Source organism: Luteolibacter yonseiensis (genome assembly GCF_016595465.1).
Lineage (GTDB): Bacteria > Verrucomicrobiota > Verrucomicrobiia > Verrucomicrobiales > Akkermansiaceae > Luteolibacter > Luteolibacter yonseiensis.
The window spans coordinates 768156-787803 of sequence record NZ_JAENIK010000011.1 but is presented as its reverse complement, the minus strand read 5'-3'; the positions used below and the strand labels follow the sequence as shown (position 1 = coordinate 787803).

Sequence of the window (19648 nt, the reverse complement as noted above, 5' to 3'; positions counted from 1 at the left end):
TTCCCCGACGCGGTGGCAAGCGGGAATGGAACTCGCGCCTTTTCCGATGGTTGAGGCTTGGCAACACGTCGCACAAATCCGAAAACACGGCATGTTCAGCGCCAGCAAACTCACTCAGGAACAAAAAGAAGCCCTCAAACAATGGGCCGCCGAGGGAGCCACGATGTCCGACCTCCAACGCCGTCTCAAGGACGACTTCGACCATACCCTCACCTACATGGACACCCGGTTTCTGATTCTCGACCTCGGCATCGAGCTGATCGAGGAGCCGAAGGTTGTGAAGAAAGAGGAGGAGGAAAAACCCGCGCCTGTCCCGACCGGCACCGTCACCACCACCATGGACACCCTGACACTGCCCGGCGCGCTGGTCAGCGGAAAAGTGACTTTCAGCGACGGAGAGACCGGCGTCTGGATGCTCGACCAGACCGGTCGCCCGGGTCTCGATCCCGACACGCCGGGCTACCGTCCCACTCCGGAAGACATCAAGGAATTCCAGATCCAGCTTCGCGACCTGATCCAGAAAAGCGGACTTTGAGGAGAGGCATCGCAGCTCCTACAGACACAAAGCTCCGCCAGCGGCGTTGAATCCGTAGAACATGCCCGGGCCATCCAGACCATCCACCACGGCGCGGAATCGCAGCCGCTGGCAGATGCTTGTCCCGTTTCTGGCTCCCGCTGTTTTTCTCACCGCTTGCAAGCCTGCGGAAAAGACGGCGGAAAAATCCAAACCTTCCGCGCCGGTGGAGTCGCCGGTGAACCACCTTGCCACCGAACTCGCCGGCGCCCGCATCGATGTGGCGAAGACCAAACTCGATCAAAAGCGGCCGGATGAGGCACTCTCCCTGTTGGTCACAGCGATCAAGGCCGATCCGGCGTCCGGGGAAGCCCGCTCCCTGATCGAACGCATCCTCCTGGATACGGTGTGGAACCTGCCGGAGCTGACCATCGATCACAAGCTGCCCATCGGCCAGATTCATACTGCGGGCTCTTCCGCATGGGTCAGCCTGGAGGGCGGCGCGAACACCACCCTGCGCTGGAATCTCGACACGCTGAAAATCGAGAGCGTGCTTTTCCCAGCGAAGGGCCATATCACCCGCAGCCTGGTCTTTGATGGAGGGCACCGCCGGGCCGTCGTCCAGCGTGGTCCGGTCACCTTGCTCTGCGATGCGGTTTCGCTCGAACCGATCTGCGATCTGGGGCCGCTGCCGGACGACATGACGCCGGCCTCTGTCATCTCGTTTTCGCCTGATGGACTGCTGATGGCGCATCCCGCGTTTGTTTCGGAAGCGGACCATTCCATCGTTTGGAAATTACGCGATTCGGCAACGGGCCAGATCATCCGCACGTCGGATCCTGTTGCAGCCACCGCTGCCCAACCGCTCGCCGCGTGGCTGGACCGGCAACAACTGCGGGTGATCCACTCGGATGGCAGTCTCACGGAGATGCCGGTTTCTCCTGTTGAGGAAATCCGTCACAAGCCCATGGCGGAGCCGGTGAAGCTGCTTCAAGCGCAATTTTCCACTGATGGGAATTCCGTGCTGACGCTCCAGAATCAAGGATCACACCAGCCACCGGTGCAGGCGGTGATTTCCTATCAAGGTGCGGACGACGGCTCGCTGGAGGAAAGAGCTCTCATCAACCGGTTTCCGTGGAGCCTTCAACCGAATATCTGGACAGGCCTGATGGCGGATCCGCAGCACGCGCCCTTTTTCGTCGAGGGAAAAACGCTGGAGGATCTGACAGGTTCCCACGCGTTGTTGGAAACAGGCTCCGATATCACTGCGGCGGCGTTCGACGAACAGCGTATCATCACGGGCGAGGCAAACGGCATGCTGACCGTCCATCGCCTGCTGCCGTTGCCAACAAAAACGGAGAACCCCACGCCCCCTCCCGCCGTGGATACGGCAGCTTTGACAGCGTTGGAGAATCTCAGCGAAGCCTTCGCCGGCATCCGTTATGACGAAAAGGACAGGACCTTCACCCGCCTCTCCCTTGAAGAACGCATGAAGGCGTTCGCAGCCTGCCGGGAGGATGTGCTGAACTCGGTTTTCCCCGGCTTGGATTTCACCCAACTCATGGCGGCGTTCGAAGCGGCGAAACAACGCACCGCGCCCGCCGCCGAACTTCTGCCACTCTGGGACCGGCTCACCCATGCGGATGCGAGCGGGAAGTCATGGCAGGAGATCATCGGGCTTTCCCAGAATCTGGCAGCCGCCCCATGGCACGAGCAGGAGAAGATGGAGGAAATTTTCCGCAGCAACGACTCCCCTGCCATTCTCGCCGCCATCAAGTCAGCAGGCGGAAAAGGCCCTGCCGCGGCGACCGCGCTCGCGCTCGCGCTGAAGTCTGACATCCACGAGTGGATCGATGCCTGCCTCACCCAGGCAAAGGACCTGCCGCCTCTGCTCCGGAGGATATCGCTATCCCGCATCGCATGGCTCCAAGGACGCAAGGCGGACGCGCTTTCGGTCTGGCCGGAGGTTTTCCCGGTTCTTGCGGACGTGCGGCTGCGGGAGGACTGGGACGGGTGGGAGCAGGCGGATTTCCAGCCCGCCCTCGACAACATCCGCGGGTGCGTGAACGAAGTGCTCGCCACCATCCGCATCCCGGAAAACGCCGCGCCGGAGGAACGCAAAGCCGTTGCCGAACGTCTGGCAGATCCCGCCACCGTGGAAGCCGTGGGCAAGCGCCGTTTCGGCGAAGCCTGCCTGCAGGCGGCGCTGGCCTTCTCAATCCACAAGGAGGAGGCGCAAACCACCTTCCAACTCGCCTCCACCGCCCGCGAGCTGGGAGTCGCGCCGGAACCGTGCATCCGGGCGGAAGCCATGGCCCAGACCGTTCTCGGCGACTACGCGAAAGCCCACGAGCTGTGGATCGAACTCATCACCGAGCACCCCGTTGAAACCACCATTCCCGGCGACTATGCCGAGGCAGCCTACACGGCTTTTGAAAACATGGACCCCAAGCAGGCCATGGAAATCCTCACAGCGGGCATGCACCGTTTTCCCGAGGATGGAAACTTCGCCATCCGGGCCGGCTGGGTCGCCCTGCTGACGGGAAATTCCGAGCGGGCCTATCAGTTTTTGCTCACAGGAAAGCGCATCGGCTTCCCTGCGGAGAAGTTGGAAAACGCCACCGCCCTGCTCACCATCGCAGCGGCTCAATCCGACGCCCAAGATGATGCTGCGGTGTATTTCCAAGACCTCCTCAGAATCGACAAGGCATGGGCGGACACCGCGACACTCGACACGCTGGACTGGCCGGAGGAACTGAAATTCACCCTCGGCCAGTTCATGCGGTAACAGCTCAAGCCAGGTCCTTCACCTGCACCTGGGCCCACCAGTCCTTGAAGCCGTCGATGAAGACCTGGTGGTTCGGGTCCACCTGATAGGCGTCGTGCTTCTCAATGGTGTCGAACTGCATCGCGAGGGCGTAGTCCCATGATTGGTCGATGACCGGGCGCACCATCACGGCGGCGGGTACGGCCCAGCGACCGCCTGCGACGAGGTCGTTTTCCAACAGGTCAGCGAGTCCTTTTTCAAAAACAGCGCGGTCGGCGGCGTTCTTCCGTTCATCCTTCAGCCAGAAATATACGTGGTGGTCCATGGACCAAGGAAATAGAGATCCGGGCGTTCCGCCGCAAGCCCCGATATGGGGGACAAAAGGGGGACAAATCAGCCGCCGTCGGCGCAAAACGACACCTGCCCGCCACGGGCGGCCAAGCTCGCCTTCACGCACCCCAGGCAGATGCACGCCTTTCCCTGTTCCGGAAGCTGTTCGATCAATTCCATGGGAATTTCAATTTTCCCGCACCAGCAGCCGCCGATGTCATTGACGCCGCAGTGGTTTGAGTTTCCGCAAAGCGGACACTTGTTTTCCGTGGAGATCTGGCACATTTCGCAATCCATTCGAGGGTTCAGCATCTACATAACCCTTCACTCTTAGCAATACCCGGGCCATTCTCCGCCCGTGAAAATCCTCGTCACCGCGTTCGTCCCCTTTGACGGCCGGTTGGAAAACGCCTCGTCGCTCGCACTGCGTGGGTTGAAAGGGCTCCACCCGGAAATCCGCACCCGCATCCTGCCGGTGGATTCCGTCATCGCCCCGGCACGGCTCAGGCAGGCGCTCCGGCTGATCCGCCCGGACGCGCTGATCATGCTCGGTGAGGCGGCGGGCAGTAAGGAAATCCGCTTGGAAACCACCGCATGGAACGAGCTGGATTTCCGGATTGCGGACAACGGCGGACGAATGCCGAGGGGGAAGGCCATCATCAAGGGAGCGCCATCCCAGCTTTCATCGACGCTGCCATTGGAAACATTCCGGGAACCGCTGGAGAAAAATGGACATCCGGTACGTTTCTCGGACGACCCGGGCCGGTATCTCTGTAATCAGGTTTTTTACACGGCAAGGCACGATCTTGATGCGAACCGGATGACTTGCCCGGCGGGTTTCATCCACCTGCCCCTGGCCCGGGATTATCCAACAGAGCGGTCGGTGGCCGCGTTGGATCTGATGGTTTCCGAAATGACGGGACGCAGTCTTTAGCCCTGACGCGCATCCCGAACATCGTGGCTCCGAATGCGGCATGGTGGCTTGTCGTGGACGCGTCTTCAGCACCAACGGTGCGGGATGAGAAAGCCCATGGCAGCGCCATGGGAAGAGATTTGAGAGATGCCGAAATCCTGAAAGGACGGCATCCCTGGCGCGCCGCAGCCCCCTTGATCTCGTCCCTTCAGGACTTGGGAAATGGGGTGGTCGATGACCCGGGGTTGCGCTTCGCTCACCCCGGGCTCTCGCATTTCGCACCGTTGGTGCTGAAGAAGGCCGAGTTTCCTACGGCTCATGCGGCAGGGCACGAGATGTGTATCAAAGCCAAGGCTCTAGCCAGCGGCCAGCGCTCCGCTGCTCAACTCTCGTCACCTCCCTGCCGGACTTCCGGGCTGAATGCCAGCGGGGCCTGTGCGGATTGATCCACGCTCTGGATCGATCCACGGTCGTCCTGAACCGGCACCACCTTGATGTCCACCTCCACGGGCACGGCGCGCAGGCCCGCGATGATCTCACGGAGCTGCGCCACGGTGGTTTCCGAAAGGCTCTGGGGTTTCGCGTGCTCGCGGCCGCTGTCAGCGATGACTGCCTTGATCGCCTCCAGACCATCCTGGAATCCCGACAACTGGGCGACCACGCGTCCCACGGGATCCTCCTCACCCGCACCGCCGAGCAGACGGCGTTTCATGAACTCCTTCTTGATGTCCACCCAGCGGGATTTCTCCGTGTCGTTGGAGATGTTTTCAAATTCCTTGAACTTGAGCAGATTCGCCTCCGCTCCCTGGGTAAGGGTCTGGGATTCGTTCTGGTAGTGATCGAGGATCAGGCTGCGGATCTCCGCCTTGCTCATCAGGGGCAGCACTTTTCCGGCGATGCGGGCCATGTTCCGGTAGGAGCCTTGAAGACGGAACGGAGGTTCCGTGCGATACGCGTCCTCCTGCGCCGCGCTGCGGATGTATTCCTGGTTCACCCGCAGGATCGTGTCCCGCACCTCGAACAGATGCCGGGTGACGGTGACCATTTCCTCGATCTCGGCGGGTGCGTGGTTGCCCTTGAAATCCACGCCCTCCTGGCTGCCGGTCTCCGCGACTTTCATCACGGCATACACGTCTTCCTGGTGACGGCTGGCGAGGCGGGCCAGAATCGGATTCGCGGTCAGGCTGTTCTCGATGTAGCTCGCCTTGAAGGCGTCGAGATGGCCGCCGAGGATGTCGCCGAGGTTGTAGGTGTCCGCGCGGTTCGCCAGCATGTCGGGGATCTTGAACTTGGTCCCGCCTTCCGTGTAGGGATTCCCCGCCATGACCACGGCGACCTTCTTGCCCCGCAGGTCATAGGTCCGCGCCTTGCCCCGCCAGACGCCCTCCATCTTCCGTTGCGCGTCACAAAGGCTGATGAAGCGCTGGAGGAACTCGGGATTGGTGTGCTGGATGTCGTCCACGTAGATCATCACGTTGTCACCCATCTCCAGCGCGAGGTTGAGTTTGTCCACTTCCTCACGCGCGGACATGTTCGGCGCTTCCGTCGGATCCAGCGAGACAACGGCATGGCCCAGCGCGGGGCCGTTGATCTTCATGAAGGTGAGGCCGAGCCTGTTCGACACATACTCCATGATGGTCGTCTTGCCATAGCCGGGCGGTGAGACGAGCAGCAGCAGCCCCGAGCGGTCCGTGCGGGTGTCGCTGCCCGCCGTGCCGATCTGCTTCGCCAGGTTCTCCCCGATGAGCGGCAGATAGACGTCGTTGATGAGGCGGTTTCTAACAAACGAACTCATCACCCGCGGCTTGAACTCATCCAGACGGATCTGTTCCTTGCGGACTTCGATGAGCTTCTGCTTCAGGCGGGTGCATGCCTCGAAGGCGGGCACCTCGCGATTTTCAAATCCTGACAACCGCTCGCGGAACGCCTGGTAATCGGTCTCGTAAATGCCGCCATCCTGGATGACCGCATGCTGGCCGCGCAGTCCTTCCACACGGATGGAGGATGAAACTTCACTGACTCCACGCTGCTCGATGCCACCGCGCAACCAATGCGCGGCCGACTCGGCCACCCACGCGAGCGGTGGCGTGCGGCGCGGATGCGTCACCGGGCCGTCCGTAAAACGGAGGTGGCCGCTCATCCAGTCAAGCAGGACGAGGAAACGGCGCTCCGGATCGTCGCCGAGAGGGTCGAGCGAACGCGTCAGTTCCGACGCGGCGGTGCCGGTGTTCAGCGCAAGCTTGAAGGCCGCCGTGCCTGCCGCCGATTCCGCGGATGCGGGGACCGGACCGCCGGAAGCGAGTTGCTCGAACAAATAGGCCGCGGAATCCCTGGCAGCTTGTGGACCGTTGTCAGAAACCAACAGCCCGGCCGCTTGCGAGCGGGAAATGAAGTCCGACAGGTTTTTCTCCAGCTCGGACCGCAACGGGTGCGCCTCTTCCACCGGCGCACCAAACGCCCGCCGCATGGCACCATGCGCGGAGATCAATCTTTCCATGGATCCGCCTTGCTCCGTCGTACGGTAAACTTCCCAAAAAAGCATCGCGAGAGCCCGTACCCTGGGTCCGAAGCGCAACAGGCCGAGCGAGCGGTGGATGGGCAGGAGAGCGGACAGGATCTTCAGCGCATCCTCGTCATGCACGCCCTTGGTGTAGCCTTCCGAATAACGCGGAGCCATGAAGGCATGGACGGCTTCCAACGTGGGATCGCCCTCGATCCCGCTTTCCAACAATTTCCAAGCAAGCCACTCCGAGCGGTAGATCCGGTTGTTCTCGCTGACGACCTCCTGATCCCACACCGCCCGGGTGGCGAGGAACTCCTCGCTTTCCACCGGTTCGAAGAAAGCCGTGCCGGACAGATGGAAACACGGCGTGCCGTCGTGGGTGATGATGGACAGCTCCAGTTCCTGGGTGTTCACCGAGAAGTTGTGCCGCCCGAACTTCAGGACATTCCCGCCGTCCGCGAAGAGTTCCTTGCGGTCCTTGAGCTGGCGCACCGCGTCGTCCTGCACGGTCTTCAGCCGCGTCTGGAGGTCGTCCGCCTTCACACTGTCGCCAATGTCCCTCAGCTCGGTGATGATGTCGCGGAGCTTGGCAACCATGAGATCGCCCGCGAAGTAGCCGTTGATCGCATTGATGTCCTCCAGCGATCCGGCGCGGTTTTTCAACCCGCCAAGGATTCTCTCGGCGGATTTGAGAAGATTCCCCGCACGGCGGTTGCGCTGCTCGATGAGCGCTTGTTTCCTTCCTTCGAAGGCTTCGTGGATCTCCTCACGCTTGATCGTGAGTTCCTCGATGTATTCGTCGAACTCGGCGAACCGGCCTTCGAGGTCCTCCACCTGAACCATCACCTTCGTCAGGTATTCACCACATTTTTCTGGGGTGTCGCAGAGATCGAGGAAATTGACGACCGACTGGCCGAGCAGCTTCAGCTGTGCGCCGAACTGCGCCACGCCTTCGACCCGGGCGAGTTCACGGCGTTTCGATTTCAACTCCGCCCGGATGCCGTTCAACGTGGCGTAGAGTGCGGAAACACTCTCGATGATCGCCGTGGTCTGCGTGGCGTCCTGGATGCGGAGGTTGCCGACGATGTCGATGAGCAGTTCCAGTTCCGAACCCGCCTGGTCGAGCCCTTTCGCCGTATCATCCGCCTCGGTGGTCTTGGTGATCTTCGCGAGCGACTCGCGCTGGGTCTCGATGGCCAGCCGGTAGGGTTCGAGAGCACGCTCCTGAAGCAGGAACTCCACGGTGCGGCCGGAGACCGTGTCGGTGGCGTCCGCCACGCGTTTGTCGAGGTCGTCGATGACCGTGCTGTCGGCGTAACGCAATTCCCGCAAGCCGATGATCTCGCCACGGCGCAGCCGGAGGTCCGCCAGATTCCGGACAAAACCACGGATATCGTCCGGCGCGCTGCCCCGTACGGAATTGAGGAGTTTTTCCGTCGCATCCCGCACCTCTTCGGTACGGGCGGCGGTCGCCTGGCGCAGGCGGACCACCTTGTCGAACTCGTCGATCGCCGCATTCGCCGCGGAGTTGATCGCCTCCAGCGGTTCGGAAAGTTTGTGCGCCTCGGCATCCTTGAGCCAGAAGTAGCCGTCCAACACCTCGCGCGTGCGACGGACGAGCTCCAGATAGACATCGGCGTAGGTGTCCCCTTTTCCCAACAGGATGAGGATCTCCCGCGCCTCGGCCATTCCGCTGACAAGCGTGGAGTTCCCGATCTTGAACAACAGCGAACCCCGTTTTTCATCCGGCACCGCGGTTGCGGAATCAGCGACGTAGGGCGTCCGCCAGACCTGCAGCGCGTGGTGTTTCTGCGCCTGCTCCGGGGCTTGGAAAAGCACCATCCGGCCGTCCGGATCAAGCGCGAAGCCGTTGCAGACGACCGGTGTTTCCACACTCTGCGCGATGACATTGTAGGAAAACAGGACGTAGTGGCCGCTGGTCCGCTGGTAGAAAACAAACAACGTGTCCTCGCCATTGCCCGCCGCGATCCGGCGTTCGAAGCGCAGGCCGGACTGCCCCGTCTCGAACGTTTTCACTTCTCCCGTCGCCAGCGCGTAACCATTGGCGAACAGGATGCCCTGGTCTCCCGGCAGCAGCACGCAGGACTGGCCGATTCCATCCACCCGGTGCACGGTGCGGGTCTTGCCATTGAAGACAAGATGCCGGTGCTTGCTTTCCCGATAGGGAAGAATCCGCAGAATCACCAGCGGTCCGACAATGGCATAGAGGATCTCCGCGTCGTCGAGCGTCTGGTCGGCATCATCCACCGGCTCGGAATAGATTCCCTGCCCCGTCTTGGTGTTATCCTCCACCTTGATGGTGAGATCCCCACCGATGGTTTCCACAAACACGATATCCCCGACCGAGATGTGGGGATGATCCCCGGAGCGGTGCATGTCCCGGTGGGCGCGCTTCCACTGGAACTCGACCGGTTCGGGGTAACGGCACTCGTGCTCGGAGCGGTTCCCCTGATAGGCGAGAGTCCCGTCACCATTGACCAGCCACTTGAAGGTCTTGAAATCATCCTCGGACTTGCCGATCCGCATCTTCATGTGGAGGTGCGGCCCGATCAGCATGAACTTGGTGAAAACCGTGCTGCGGTAGTAACGGAAGAGCGATTGGAAATCCTCGTTGAACATCGCGTCCCCGAGCACGGAAGCCAGATCCTCGATATGGAAATTCCGCTCCTCGTCCAGACGGCACAATGCGAAAACATCCGCGGGTTCCGTGGTCTGCTTGAGGCCGAACTGGATGTTGTAACCCAGCAGGTAGAGATTGTTTCCAAGGCAGGCGATATCACGCGGCACGCAGCTGTGCGCGGTGCCGACATGTCCCGTGGAAAGCAGCTCCGTGGGGATCGCACCGAACACCTCGTGACGGTCCGCATTCAGCGCGTCCACCCGTTCGCGCAGCACCGCGGCGTGTTGATCCAGGCGCGCCCGGATCACCTCATAGGCTCCGCCTTCCAATTGTTGGGGTGTGTCGCTCATCCTTATCGTCCTGGAAGATGGTTGTGAGATGCTCTCAAGGGGATTTGTTGATTAAATATTCCGGTCCACCACTCCGCTGCTTTTTACAGCGTTGCGGATCTTCTGCTTCGCTCCGTCCGGCAGGCGGTCCATCACGGCAGGTGGGAGCGCCCCGTATATTTTTGGGTTCAATTTCGAGTCATCATTGGAGTCGAACAGGCCATAAATCCCGGACGATTCCTCATGTTCATACCATAACGCAATATGATCTTCCTGAAACACCCACGCTTCGTTATATTTTTCCGCATATATGAACCAGTCGGAACCGGGTTCGATCACGCCGGCCGCCCAAGTGAGTTCATTTTTCCCAATGCGTTGCCCGACATTCAACAGGCCGTTCTCATCTCGAAATACCCGGATATATGAATCTCCTGTGATCTGAAAAAGCCCTTCCGTAGTGATGAATACAGGCTGAGCCACATTCCGCTCCTTTCCGGCAGCGCCGGAGGTTTTCGATTGATTCACCCTGCCGCATGCGGCCAGGCCAAATGCGGACAGACAGATTGCATACGTACCGATCCGGGTTTTCATGAAGATCGTCTGCAATCCATTATTTCAAAAACGAAGCCGCCTTCGCGTCCGCCAGGCCGAACCGCTCCGCCGCACCGAGCATGCCGATGAGGCGCTGGCGTTTCTCACCGTCCGCGCAACCCACCAGCTTCGCCAACAGGGCGGAGACGCTGAGGTTCTTCACATCCTCGGTGTTGACACCGAAGTCTTCGATCCAGGTGCCCATCTGAGCCTTGAAGTAATCCGGATCTCCGTTGAAGAAGGTTTCCTTCACATCGCCCAGGACCCGGCTGTTGGACACGGTGCGGTCCACCACCTTGCCGGTGGTGATGGCACGGGTGATGCGGTCGAAGAACTCGGTCTCGCCACCCACGATGTCGATCTTCGCATGCTTGAGGGCCTCGCCGATGACGATCGCCTGCTGCTCGGCGATCTGGCGCTGCACGTCGATCTGGGCGAGTTCGATGACCTTTTCCTTGTCGAGTTCGAGCTTGAACTCCTCGTGATCCTGACCGGCTTCCTCGAAGAGCTTCATGGCGTCCGCCTTCTGGCGGATGGCCTCCGCGTCCGCAGTTCCCTTCGCACGGATTGCCTCCGCATCCGCAGTCCCCTTGGCACGGGTGATCTCCGCATCGGCAGTTCCCTTGGCGCGGATGATGTCCGCCTCGCCGATCCCCACGGCCGCCGAATCCTTGGTCGTGGCTTCCGCGAGAAGGATTTTCCCAGCAGCTTCTTTCTCGGAAGCGGCTTGGAAGGCTTCGGCAATGATGAGTTTTTCCTCAGCATGGAGCTTGGCGGCCTGGCGCGAGGCTTCCGCGTTGGTGGTCAGGGTGTAGGCATCCTCGTCCGCCTTGAACTGGGCGGCCTGCTTGTGAGCTTCCGCCTCCTTGATCTTCTGGATCTGACTTTCCTGTGCGGCGGCTTCCGCATTCGTAACGGTGACCTTTTTCTCACGCTCGACGGTGGCGAAGGCTTCGGTGTCCTTGATCCGCTGTTGCTCCTCGACCACGGATTTCTCCACGATCACCCGCTCGCGGATGACTTCCTGGATTTCCTTGCGCTGCACTTCGATGGCTTTTTCCGCCTCGATCTGTTTGATCTGCGTGACCCGCTCGCGTTCGATCTGCTCGATCATGCGCTCGCGTTCGACGCGCTCCAGCTCCACACCGTCGGTGCGCTCCTTGTTACGCTGGGCGACGAGCACCTGACGTTGCTTGTTCTCGTCCGCAATGGCGAGTTCCTCGTCCGCCGCGATGCGCGCGATCTCGGATTTCTTGCGTTCCTCTTCCTTCACCTTCGCGGCCTCCGCCTCTTCGCGGAACTGCACGGTTTCCACCTCGCGCTTCTGGCGGGCTTCGGTTTCCTTGAGCTGGCGCTCAAGTTCGAGAATCGCCTCCCGGGCCTCGACGTCCTGCTGCTTGATGATCTTCTCCTTGTCGCGCTGGATCTTGTTGGAAAGCTTCGCCTGCTCGGCGGTGAGCTGCGTGATTTTCTTGATGCCTTCCGAGTCGAGGATGTTGTCCGGGTCGAGCATTTCGATGGGGGTCTGCTCCAGATAGTCGATGGCGGCGTCCTCCAGCACGTAGCCGTTCAAGTCCGTGCCGATGACCTTGAGGATCGCCTCGCGGAACTTGTCACGATCCTCATAGAGCTGGATGAACATGAAACGCTTGCCGACGGTCTTGAGCGCTTCGGAGAATTTCGCATCAAACAGGTTGCGGATTTCCGGTTCGCTGGAGGCGCGCACGCAGCCGATGGAATCCGCGACCTTGAGGATGTCCTCCTCCACGTTGTTGATGCGCACGAAGAACACCACCTTGATGTCCGCCCGCATGTTGTCCTGGCAGATGAGGCCGTTCTTCCCGGTCCGGTCGATCTCGATGCGCTTCACCGAGATGTCGATGTGGTCCACACGGTGGACGACCGGAAAGACAAAACCCCCGTTGAGAATCACCTTTGCCCGGCTGCCTCCGGTCCGCACCAGCGCCCGGCCTTTTTCCACCTTCCGGTAGAACGTCAGGAAGTAGCCGAGGATGCCCAAAACCAGCAGCGCGCCGACAAGGAGACCTACAATGCCGAGACCCAGGAATATATCAGCGAGCGGAAATGCGCTCCTCAAGGACAACAGTGATGCGAGCTGGTTCGGTATCATGATTTCAGTGTGTTGGATTCGGTTGAAATGGGTTTGACGAGATAAACTCCGGCCGCCTGATCATATGAAACCACGGCCACGGTGGTGCCACGCGGCACGGGTTCGATATCCGGAAGAAGACGTGAATTCAGAATGGCTGGAGCTCCTTGGGGCCGCCGCACCTCTACCTGGCCGTATCGCGAGTCGATCTCGATCGAACGCACCACCCCCGTTTCTCCGATGACCGGAGCGGCATCCTCCGCCGACTTGAGACGGCGCATCACGGGCACCAGCGGCTGGGTGATGATCTTCGTCGCCACCACGGCGATCACGAGTGATGCGAGCAACAATCCCGCGTTCAGGAACCACTTCTTTTCCGGATTCAGATAGTAATTGAGGAGTATGGAGGCCATCCACAGGGCGAGTATGAGAACACTGAGCACGATGGTGAGAGGCACGGCTCCCGCGTTCACCGCACGCATGAGATCCGAGGAGAAACCGCCGGCGTGTTCGAGGCCGCCATCCACGTCGATGTCCGCATCTCCGGAAGCGAAATCCGCACCCGTGAGGATCTTGAGGGACCAGAACACGATCACCAGTCCTAACAGGACGGTGAGCGGCAAGTTCCAAGGCAGGATCGCCTGTTCCCAAAGTTCTTTCACTACGGGAACCATGGGAGTTCGCATATCTTCATGGCAAGAGAATCCGGGTTGGAAATTCCCAAGATGATTCCAGCCCGGCGCCCGATTTCGTTTGCGGCCCGCCGCTCCCGCCCTACCATCGCCAGCAACACCATGATTCGTCTGCTGTCCTCCCTCGCCCTGCTTGCCCTGACCGCCACGCCGGTGCTGGCGCAAACCAAGTCGCTGCCGTCCGACGTTTACAAATCCGTGCTCCGCATCGAGGTGGCCACCCAGGTGCCGGACTACCTGACGCCGTGGAATTCCGGGCGGTTCAGCGGCGGCATCGGCACCGGCTTTCTCATCGGGAAAAACAAGATCCTCACCAACGCCCACGTGGTCTCGAATGCCCGGCGCGTGCTGATCACCGTTTACGGCAGCCCGAAAAAGTATCCCGCCAAGGTGGAGTTCATCGCGCATGACTGCGACCTCGCCCTGCTTTCCGTGGAGGATTTCAAGGATTTCGAGGCCTTCCCGACCTTCGAATTCGGAAATGTCCCTACCTTGGAATCTCAGGTGCGGGTCATCGGCTACCCCGTGGGTGGCGAGCGCCTGTCGGTGACACGCGGCGTCGTTTCCCGCATCGATTTCCAACCCTATTCCCACTCCCGTGCGGACTCGCACCTCGTCGTCCAGATCGACGCGGCGATCAATCCCGGCAACTCGGGGGGACCTGTGGTGCAGGAGGACAAGGTCGTGGGTGTCGCGTTCCAAGGCCTGCGCCAGGCCGACAATACCGGCTACATCATCCCCACTCCGGTCGTCCGCCGTTTCCTCAAGGATGTGGAGGACGGCCACTACGACCATTATGCCGACCTCGGCGTCAGTGAATTCCCCCTTCACAACCCGGCGATGCGGAAGGCCCTGAACCTCGAAAACGACGGCAACGGCGTGCTCATCACCAATGTGGTCCCCGGCAGTTCCAGTGATGGCATCATCAAGCCGGGTGATGTGCTCATGTCCTTGGATGGCAAGCCGGTGGACAGCGCCGGGATGATCACCATCGACGGTGAGAACGTGAATCTCAATGAAATCATCGAGCGCAAGTACGCCGGGGACAAGGTCGCCGTGCGCTTCCTCCGCCAGGGTGGCTGGAACGACGTGGACATCGTCCTGAAACCGCTCCACTGGTCGCGGATGTATGCCGTGCAATACGAGCAGAAGCCCCGCTACGTCGTCTTCGCGGGGCTCGTTTTCCAGCCTTTGGACACCAATCTCTTCGCCGCTTCGAAATTCAACGATGTCACCCTGCGCCGCCTCTACACGGATTATGTGCCGAAAGGCCTGTTTGAAAAACACAAGGACATCGTCGTGCTGACACGGGTGGAGAGCGATCCGGTGACCAGCCAGCTCGGGGGATTCGCGGGCTTCGCGGTGGACAAGATCAATGGAGTCGAGGTGAAGGACCTCAACCACGCTCACGAACTCCTGCATCCCAAGGAAATGCCGGAGTTTTTCGTCATCGAACTGTTCGACGCCGAGCGCCCCATCATCATTCCGTCGGCCAAGGTCGCCGAGGCGAACAAGCGCATGCAGGACAACGGCATCGACAACCTGGAGAATCTCGAAGACTGAGTCATGTTCCGCGTCGGCATCGCCCTCGGGTCGAATCTCGGAGACCGCCTGGCGAACCTCCTTGCGGCACGCGTGAGGCTGCGGGAAATTTCCGCGGACGGCGCGTCATTCCTGACGGCTTCGACCTACCGGACGGAACCTCTTCTCTGCCCTCCCGGCTCACCATTTTTCTACAACTCTGTCGTGGAAATCGGCTTCGAAGGAGATCCGTTCGAGCTGCTGGAGATCACCCAGGGGATTGAAAAAGAATTGGGCCGCACAGCAAAACCGGAGCGAAACGCTCCGCGCGTCATCGATGTGGACCTGCTGTATTTCGGCGACCGCATCATCGATACCGAGGCACTCGCGCTGCCCCACCCCCGTCTCGGCGAGAGACGTTTCGTGCTCCAACCGCTGGCGGAGATCCGTCCGGATCTGGTCTTGCCCGGACAAACGCAGGACATCGCCGGCTTGCTTGAAAACCTTGTTTCCGACGAACCTCCATTGATCCGCGTGGACGACCTCGCCCGATAAAATGTCGGCAGCTTGCGGGACGATGAGCGGCAATCCCACGTCCTGAAAAAAATCCATGCGTTGACGTATGACATTCCCGCATCACATCTTCGATCCCGGGAAACACACAATCACTGGCACAAGAACGGCTTCCGCCGATTCGTGACCCACACCGCCTCATGGGATCCCACATTCAACCTCTTCCATGACACTCTCCGCGCTCGACCTTTTCACCATCGGCATCGGCCCCTCCTCGTCCCACACGGTAGGTCCCATGCGCGCCGCGAGCCGGTTCATGCGCGAGCTTTCCGGAAGAAATCTCACGCCGCAGGTCGCGCGTGTCCGTTGTGACCTTTACGGTTCCCTCGCCGCCACCGGCAAGGGACACGGCACCGGCACCGCGATCATGCTCGGGTTCCTCGGCGAAGAGCCGGAAAGCATCGGCATCGACAGCATCCCCGCAAAACTCGCAGCCATTCGCCGCGGAATCATCGCCGCGCCCTGGGGAACCGATCTCGCGTTCGATGAAAAAACGGATCTGGATTTCAAGCGGCTCAAGCCGCTGCCCCTCCACCCGAACGGCATGCACTTCACCGCCCTCGATGCCACCGGTGCGATTCTCGCCGATGCCGTCATCTACTCGCTCGGCGGCGGCTTCATTTCCAGCGAGGAGGAGTTGAAAAATCCAAGCCAGAAAGAAATCGCTCTTCCTTACGCTTTTACCAACGCCGCCGAGCTGATGCAGCACACCGAGCGCACCGGTCGCTCCATTTCCTCGCTGATGCTGGAAAACGAATCTTCTTTCCGTCCGGAGGCAGAAACACGCGCGGCCCTCGACGCCATCTGGCAGGCGATGCAGGACTGCGTGAAACGCGGCTGCTCGCGGGACGGCATCCTCCCCGGCGGACTCAAGGTGAAACGCCGTGCCATGGCCATTTATGAAAATCTCTGCGGCTCGCGGGAAATGTCACTGACCGATCCCCTCACCGTCCTCGATTGGGTCAATCTTTACGCCCTCGCGGTGAACGAGGAAAACGCCGCCGGTGGCCGGGTGGTCACCGCCCCCACGAACGGCGCGGCGGGTATCATCCCCGCCGTGCTGCACTACGCCGTCAGATTCCGGAATTCTCCGCACCCGGATGGCGTGCACCGTTTCCTCCTCACCGCCGCGGCCATCGGCATGCTCTACAAGCGCAACGCCTCCATCTCGGGAGCCGAAGCCGGTTGCCAGGGGGAGGTCGGCGTCGCCTGCTCGATGGCCGCCGCCGGCCTTGTCGAATATCTCGGCGGCACGCCGAAGCAGGTGGAGAACGCGGCGGAAATCGGCATGGAGCACAATCTCGGCCTGACCTGCGATCCGGTCGGAGGACTTGTCCAGGTCCCCTGCATCGAGCGCAATGCGATGGGTTCCGTCAAAGCCATCAACGCCTCCCGCCTCGCGCTCTCCGGCGATGGCAGCCACTTCGTCTCGCTGGACAAGGTCATCAAGACCATGCGCGACACCGGCCGCGACATGAAATCAAAATACAAGGAGACCTCAAGGGGAGGACTGGCGGTGAATGTGGTGGAGTGTTAGTTATCAGAGTTGGATATCCCGCAAGCATCACACTCCTCCCCCGCCCCACCCGGCTTCGATATCGGACGCCGCAGGTTGTCCTGGTGGCTTCGACTGGCGGCTTTGTATCGCGGGGAAATCCGGAATCGGAGAGGTTGACAACGGAATCATCCGCGAACGCTCGGATGGGTCAGGCTGAAACTCCGATTGGCATCGGCTGATCCTGGTTACCAAAATGATCACACCTCCCCATGAAACAATGAGGGAAAGACACCATAAACCAAACCCGGCCGGGTTTGTTCCCAACCTGATAAGAACATTGCTGCACCAAAAGGAAATCCACCAGACAACGACGAGAACAGGAAGCGAGCCAGGGTTCTTCCGTTGAAAACTGATTCGGATGACCCTCCGCAAGGTGACGATGGGAACAACCCAGTTAACAAGTGGAATGAAATGGGAACCCACGGCCCAGCCCGGTGAGGTGTCCCCCTGAGGATTGATACGAAGGGCGTTTGAACAAACACGATAGACCCAGATCAGGTAACAGACCGCCGACCCGAGAAATGCCAGGACATGGATGATGGTAAGCATCACAAGCATGTCGCCCTGACCGGCGGCCAGCATCAGGAATTTGACCAGCACTTGGATTGAAATTGCGACAAGCGCGGCATTCCCAATTACGCGGGCATCCTGGAGATACGCCTTGGCCTGGATTTCCGGAGAAGGTGGGTTAACGACCGTCGGCGGCTGGTAGGGATCAAATTCTGAGGCGTCTTTTGTCATCGGGCATCACAAAACTACAAATCCGGCATTGGAATGCACGGGTAAAACGGGAAGCTTGGTCCATGATGGGTACCCATCCCGCCACCATTGGAGCTCTCCTCACCGCTCCAGCAGAATCTCATCCCCCAGCACCACCAGCTCCACACTCCCCTTCAACGTCTGATCGATGAAGGGCGTGTTCTGGGATTTGGATTTCATGAACTCCTTGGTGAAGGTGGTTTCCTTTTCCGTGTCGAAGAGGATGAGGTCGGCGGGTTGGCCGGCTTCGATGGAAACGGCGGGCAGCCCCATCAGGCGGCGGGGCTCGGCGCTGTAGCGCTTCACGATGAGATCCCAGCCGAATTTCCCGGTGGCGACGAAGTGGTGGTAGAGCGAGACCAGCGCGGTATCCATACCGGTGATGCCGTTCGGCGCGCTGATGAAATCCTGGGATTTCTCGAACGGCGTGTGGGGTGCGTGGTCGGTGGCGATGAGGTCGAAGACGCCGTCGATGAGGCCTTGCAGCAAACCGTCGTTGTCCGCCTGGGTGCGGAGCGGCGGGTTCATCTTGTAGTTCGTGTCGTAGTCGCCGATGTGCTCGTCGGTGAAAAGCAGGTGGTGCGGGGAAACCTCGGCGGTGACCTTCACATCACCGCGCTGTTTCCACCAGCGGATGGTTTCCATGCCGAGCTTGCTGGAGACGTGCTGGATGTGGATGTGTGCTCCGGCCGCATGGGCGAGGCGGATGTCGCGGTCGATGATGATCTCCTCGGCACAGGCGGGCGAACCCTTGATGCCGAGCCGGTAGCTCATCGCACCTTCATTGAGCGCGCGGGGTCCGGCGAGTTCGGGAACCTCGCAGTGACTGGCGAAGAACATGCCGAACTCGGTGGCGTATTGCATCGCGCGGAGCAGAACGGCGGGATCGCCCGTGGTGTCGCCGTCGTCCGTGAGCATCTTCACGCCGAGCGCGCGCATGCCGTCGATGCCCGCCAGCTCCTTGCCATGGCGGCCGATCGTGACACAGCCGGAGGTGTAAACCGGAATACGCGCCGTCCGCTTGGCGATGTCCAGCACGGTGCCCACCACCGTCGCCGAGTCGATCGCCGGACTGGTGTTCGGCATCATGACGACACCGGTGATGCCGCCATTGATCGCCGCCTCGCTGCCGGTGGCGATGGTTTCCTTCGCCTCGAAACCCGGCTCGCGGAAATGCACGTGCGCGTCGAACATCCCGGGCATCAGGAGTTTTCCGGCGGCATCGATGACGCGCGCGCCATCCGGAGCGACGAGGCCTTTGCCGACCTGCTGGATTTTTCCGTCGGAAATCAGGACATCGCCCTCGGTGAGATCAGGCGAGTCTTCGGAAGCGATGCGGGCGTTGATGATGAGGAGCATGGTTTGAAAAGGTTTTAAAGGTCTGACTTACGGTTCAACCAACTACCGGACTGGCGTTTCTGATGGAAAACCGCATGGATGAAAACAGTGGAAGAGGGTTCATCAAACTCGAAGATAATCGAGCAGGGAAAACGCCGGGCGCGGGCGACTTGATAATTTTTCCGGGCAAAAGCAAAGCGCTTTGGATCCGAAAGATGTTTTCTCGTGAAAATGGAATCTCATTCCACGCGGCCTTTTTTATCCGCCGCCCTGACCATCCGCGATGCGGCTTCGCCGGGGATCGTAATCGCCGCCCCCGAAGCAAGATCGGCGGCACGGCTCTCCACCTCGTCCAACTGGGCGGTGAGAATTCCGGCATCAAGGGAAATGCTTTCCACCAGCTTCTCCGCCAGAGCGATGCGCTCGTCTTCACCGAGAGCCCGGGCCTCGTTGAAAGCCTCTCTGCGACGGCGGTCATGGGGGCAGGATACCCGCTGATCCGCTCCGAT

General features: G+C 60.5%; 15 protein-coding genes. 6 read left to right on the top strand and 9 right to left on the bottom strand.

Features of this window, described 5'->3' with window-relative positions; all coding sequences use genetic code 11:
• Nucleotides 1-91 precede the first annotated feature (91 nt).
• On the top strand, nucleotides 92-535 hold the full coding sequence (locus JIN84_RS13230) for a hypothetical protein (protein WP_200351515.1): 444 nt from the start codon (nucleotides 92-94) through the stop codon (nucleotides 533-535).
• 61 nt (nucleotides 536-596) lie between these two features.
• Nucleotides 597-3302, top strand: coding sequence for a tetratricopeptide repeat protein (locus JIN84_RS13225; RefSeq protein ID WP_200351514.1), 2706 nt, complete (start codon nucleotides 597-599; stop codon nucleotides 3300-3302).
• 4 nt (nucleotides 3303-3306) lie between these two features.
• Here JIN84_RS13225 and JIN84_RS13220 read toward each other — a convergent pair whose 3' ends face one another.
• Nucleotides 3307-3606: a Dabb family protein gene (locus tag JIN84_RS13220; RefSeq protein ID WP_200351513.1), complete on the bottom strand. Its 300-nt coding sequence runs from the start codon at nucleotides 3604-3606 to the stop codon at nucleotides 3307-3309.
• A 68-nt stretch (nucleotides 3607-3674) separates the two neighbouring features.
• The gene (locus JIN84_RS23275; RefSeq protein ID WP_200351512.1) at nucleotides 3675-3896 is read right to left on the bottom strand and encodes a cysteine-rich CWC family protein; all 222 of its coding nucleotides are present in this window, start codon (nucleotides 3894-3896) and stop codon (nucleotides 3675-3677) included.
• Between the two features lie 73 nt (nucleotides 3897-3969).
• Between JIN84_RS23275 and JIN84_RS13210 the strand changes: the two genes are divergently transcribed.
• A complete protein-coding gene (locus tag JIN84_RS13210; protein ID WP_200351511.1) occupies nucleotides 3970-4545 on the top strand; it encodes a pyroglutamyl-peptidase I in 576 nt (191 codons plus the stop codon).
• A gap of 361 nt (nucleotides 4546-4906) precedes the next feature.
• Here JIN84_RS13210 and JIN84_RS13205 read toward each other — a convergent pair whose 3' ends face one another.
• From JIN84_RS13205 to JIN84_RS13190, 4 genes are read right to left on the bottom strand one after another with little or no spacing between them, the layout of a single operon-like run.
• Nucleotides 4907-10018: a DNA repair ATPase gene (locus tag JIN84_RS13205; protein WP_200351510.1), complete on the bottom strand. Its 5112-nt coding sequence runs from the start codon at nucleotides 10016-10018 to the stop codon at nucleotides 4907-4909.
• 51 nt (nucleotides 10019-10069) lie between these two features.
• Nucleotides 10070-10588: a hypothetical protein gene (locus tag JIN84_RS13200; RefSeq protein ID WP_200351509.1), complete on the bottom strand. Its 519-nt coding sequence runs from the start codon at nucleotides 10586-10588 to the stop codon at nucleotides 10070-10072.
• Nucleotides 10589-10607: 19 nt separating this feature from the next.
• Nucleotides 10608-12719, bottom strand: a complete 2112-nt coding sequence (locus tag JIN84_RS13195; protein WP_200351508.1) for a flotillin family protein — start codon at nucleotides 12717-12719, stop codon at nucleotides 10608-10610.
• Nucleotides 12716-13372, bottom strand: coding sequence for a hypothetical protein (locus JIN84_RS13190; protein WP_200351507.1), 657 nt, complete (start codon nucleotides 13370-13372; stop codon nucleotides 12716-12718). The genes JIN84_RS13195 and JIN84_RS13190 overlap by 4 nt, the downstream gene beginning before the upstream one ends.
• 120 nt (nucleotides 13373-13492) lie before the next feature.
• On the opposite strand from JIN84_RS13190, the gene JIN84_RS13185 reads away from it, so the two are divergent.
• From JIN84_RS13185 to JIN84_RS13175, 3 genes are all read left to right on the top strand, one after another.
• Complete coding sequence (locus JIN84_RS13185) at nucleotides 13493-14953, top strand: S1C family serine protease (protein WP_200351506.1); 1461 nt, start codon at nucleotides 13493-13495, stop codon at nucleotides 14951-14953.
• Nucleotides 14954-14956: 3 nt separating this feature from the next.
• A complete protein-coding gene (gene folK, locus JIN84_RS13180; RefSeq protein WP_200351505.1) occupies nucleotides 14957-15466 on the top strand; it encodes a 2-amino-4-hydroxy-6-hydroxymethyldihydropteridine diphosphokinase in 510 nt (169 codons plus the stop codon).
• A gap of 184 nt (nucleotides 15467-15650) precedes the next feature.
• The gene (locus JIN84_RS13175; RefSeq protein ID WP_200351504.1) at nucleotides 15651-17021 is read left to right on the top strand and encodes an L-serine ammonia-lyase; all 1371 of its coding nucleotides are present in this window, start codon (nucleotides 15651-15653) and stop codon (nucleotides 17019-17021) included.
• 27 nt (nucleotides 17022-17048) lie between these two features.
• Here JIN84_RS13175 and JIN84_RS13170 read toward each other — a convergent pair whose 3' ends face one another.
• The 3 genes from JIN84_RS13170 to JIN84_RS23535 form a co-directional block, all read right to left on the bottom strand.
• A complete protein-coding gene (locus JIN84_RS13170) occupies nucleotides 17049-17783 on the bottom strand; it encodes a DUF4328 domain-containing protein (RefSeq protein ID WP_200351503.1) in 735 nt (244 codons plus the stop codon).
• 99 nt (nucleotides 17784-17882) lie between these two features.
• Nucleotides 17883-19160 carry a dihydroorotase gene (locus JIN84_RS13165; RefSeq protein WP_200351502.1) on the bottom strand — a complete coding sequence of 426 codons (1278 nt, stop codon included), beginning with the start codon at nucleotides 19158-19160 and terminating at the stop codon, nucleotides 17883-17885.
• Nucleotides 19161-19378: 218 nt separating this feature from the next.
• Nucleotides 19379-19537: a hypothetical protein gene (locus JIN84_RS23535; protein ID WP_425563428.1), complete on the bottom strand. Its 159-nt coding sequence runs from the start codon at nucleotides 19535-19537 to the stop codon at nucleotides 19379-19381.
• Nucleotides 19538-19648: the final 111 nt, after the last annotated feature.

Bases quoted from the DNA above. Each gene is read 5' to 3' on its own strand.
- folK (WP_200351505.1), top strand. From the start codon at position 14,957: ATGTTCCGCGTCGGCATCGCCCTCGGGTCGAATCTCGGAGACCGCCTG.
- JIN84_RS13205 (WP_200351510.1), bottom strand. From the start codon at position 10,018: ATGAGCGACACACCCCAACAATTGGAAGGCGGAGCCTATGAGGTGATC.
- JIN84_RS13225 (WP_200351514.1), top strand. From the start codon at position 597: ATGCCCGGGCCATCCAGACCATCCACCACGGCGCGGAATCGCAGCCGC.
- JIN84_RS23275 (WP_200351512.1), bottom strand. From the start codon at position 3,896: ATGTGCCAGATCTCCACGGAAAACAAGTGTCCGCTTTGCGGAAACTCA.
- JIN84_RS13175 (WP_200351504.1), top strand. From the start codon at position 15,651: ATGACACTCTCCGCGCTCGACCTTTTCACCATCGGCATCGGCCCCTCC.
- JIN84_RS13165 (WP_200351502.1), bottom strand. From the start codon at position 19,160: ATGCTCCTCATCATCAACGCCCGCATCGCTTCCGAAGACTCGCCTGAT.
- JIN84_RS13195 (WP_200351508.1), bottom strand. From the start codon at position 12,719: ATGATACCGAACCAGCTCGCATCACTGTTGTCCTTGAGGAGCGCATTT.
- JIN84_RS13185 (WP_200351506.1), top strand. From the start codon at position 13,493: ATGATTCGTCTGCTGTCCTCCCTCGCCCTGCTTGCCCTGACCGCCACG.
- JIN84_RS13220 (WP_200351513.1), bottom strand. From the start codon at position 3,606: ATGGACCACCACGTATATTTCTGGCTGAAGGATGAACGGAAGAACGCC.
- JIN84_RS13170 (WP_200351503.1), bottom strand. From the start codon at position 17,783: ATGACAAAAGACGCCTCAGAATTTGATCCCTACCAGCCGCCGACGGTC.
- JIN84_RS13190 (WP_200351507.1), bottom strand. From the start codon at position 13,372: ATGGTTCCCGTAGTGAAAGAACTTTGGGAACAGGCGATCCTGCCTTGG.
- JIN84_RS13200 (WP_200351509.1), bottom strand. From the start codon at position 10,588: ATGAAAACCCGGATCGGTACGTATGCAATCTGTCTGTCCGCATTTGGC.
- JIN84_RS13230 (WP_200351515.1), top strand. From the start codon at position 92: ATGTTCAGCGCCAGCAAACTCACTCAGGAACAAAAAGAAGCCCTCAAA.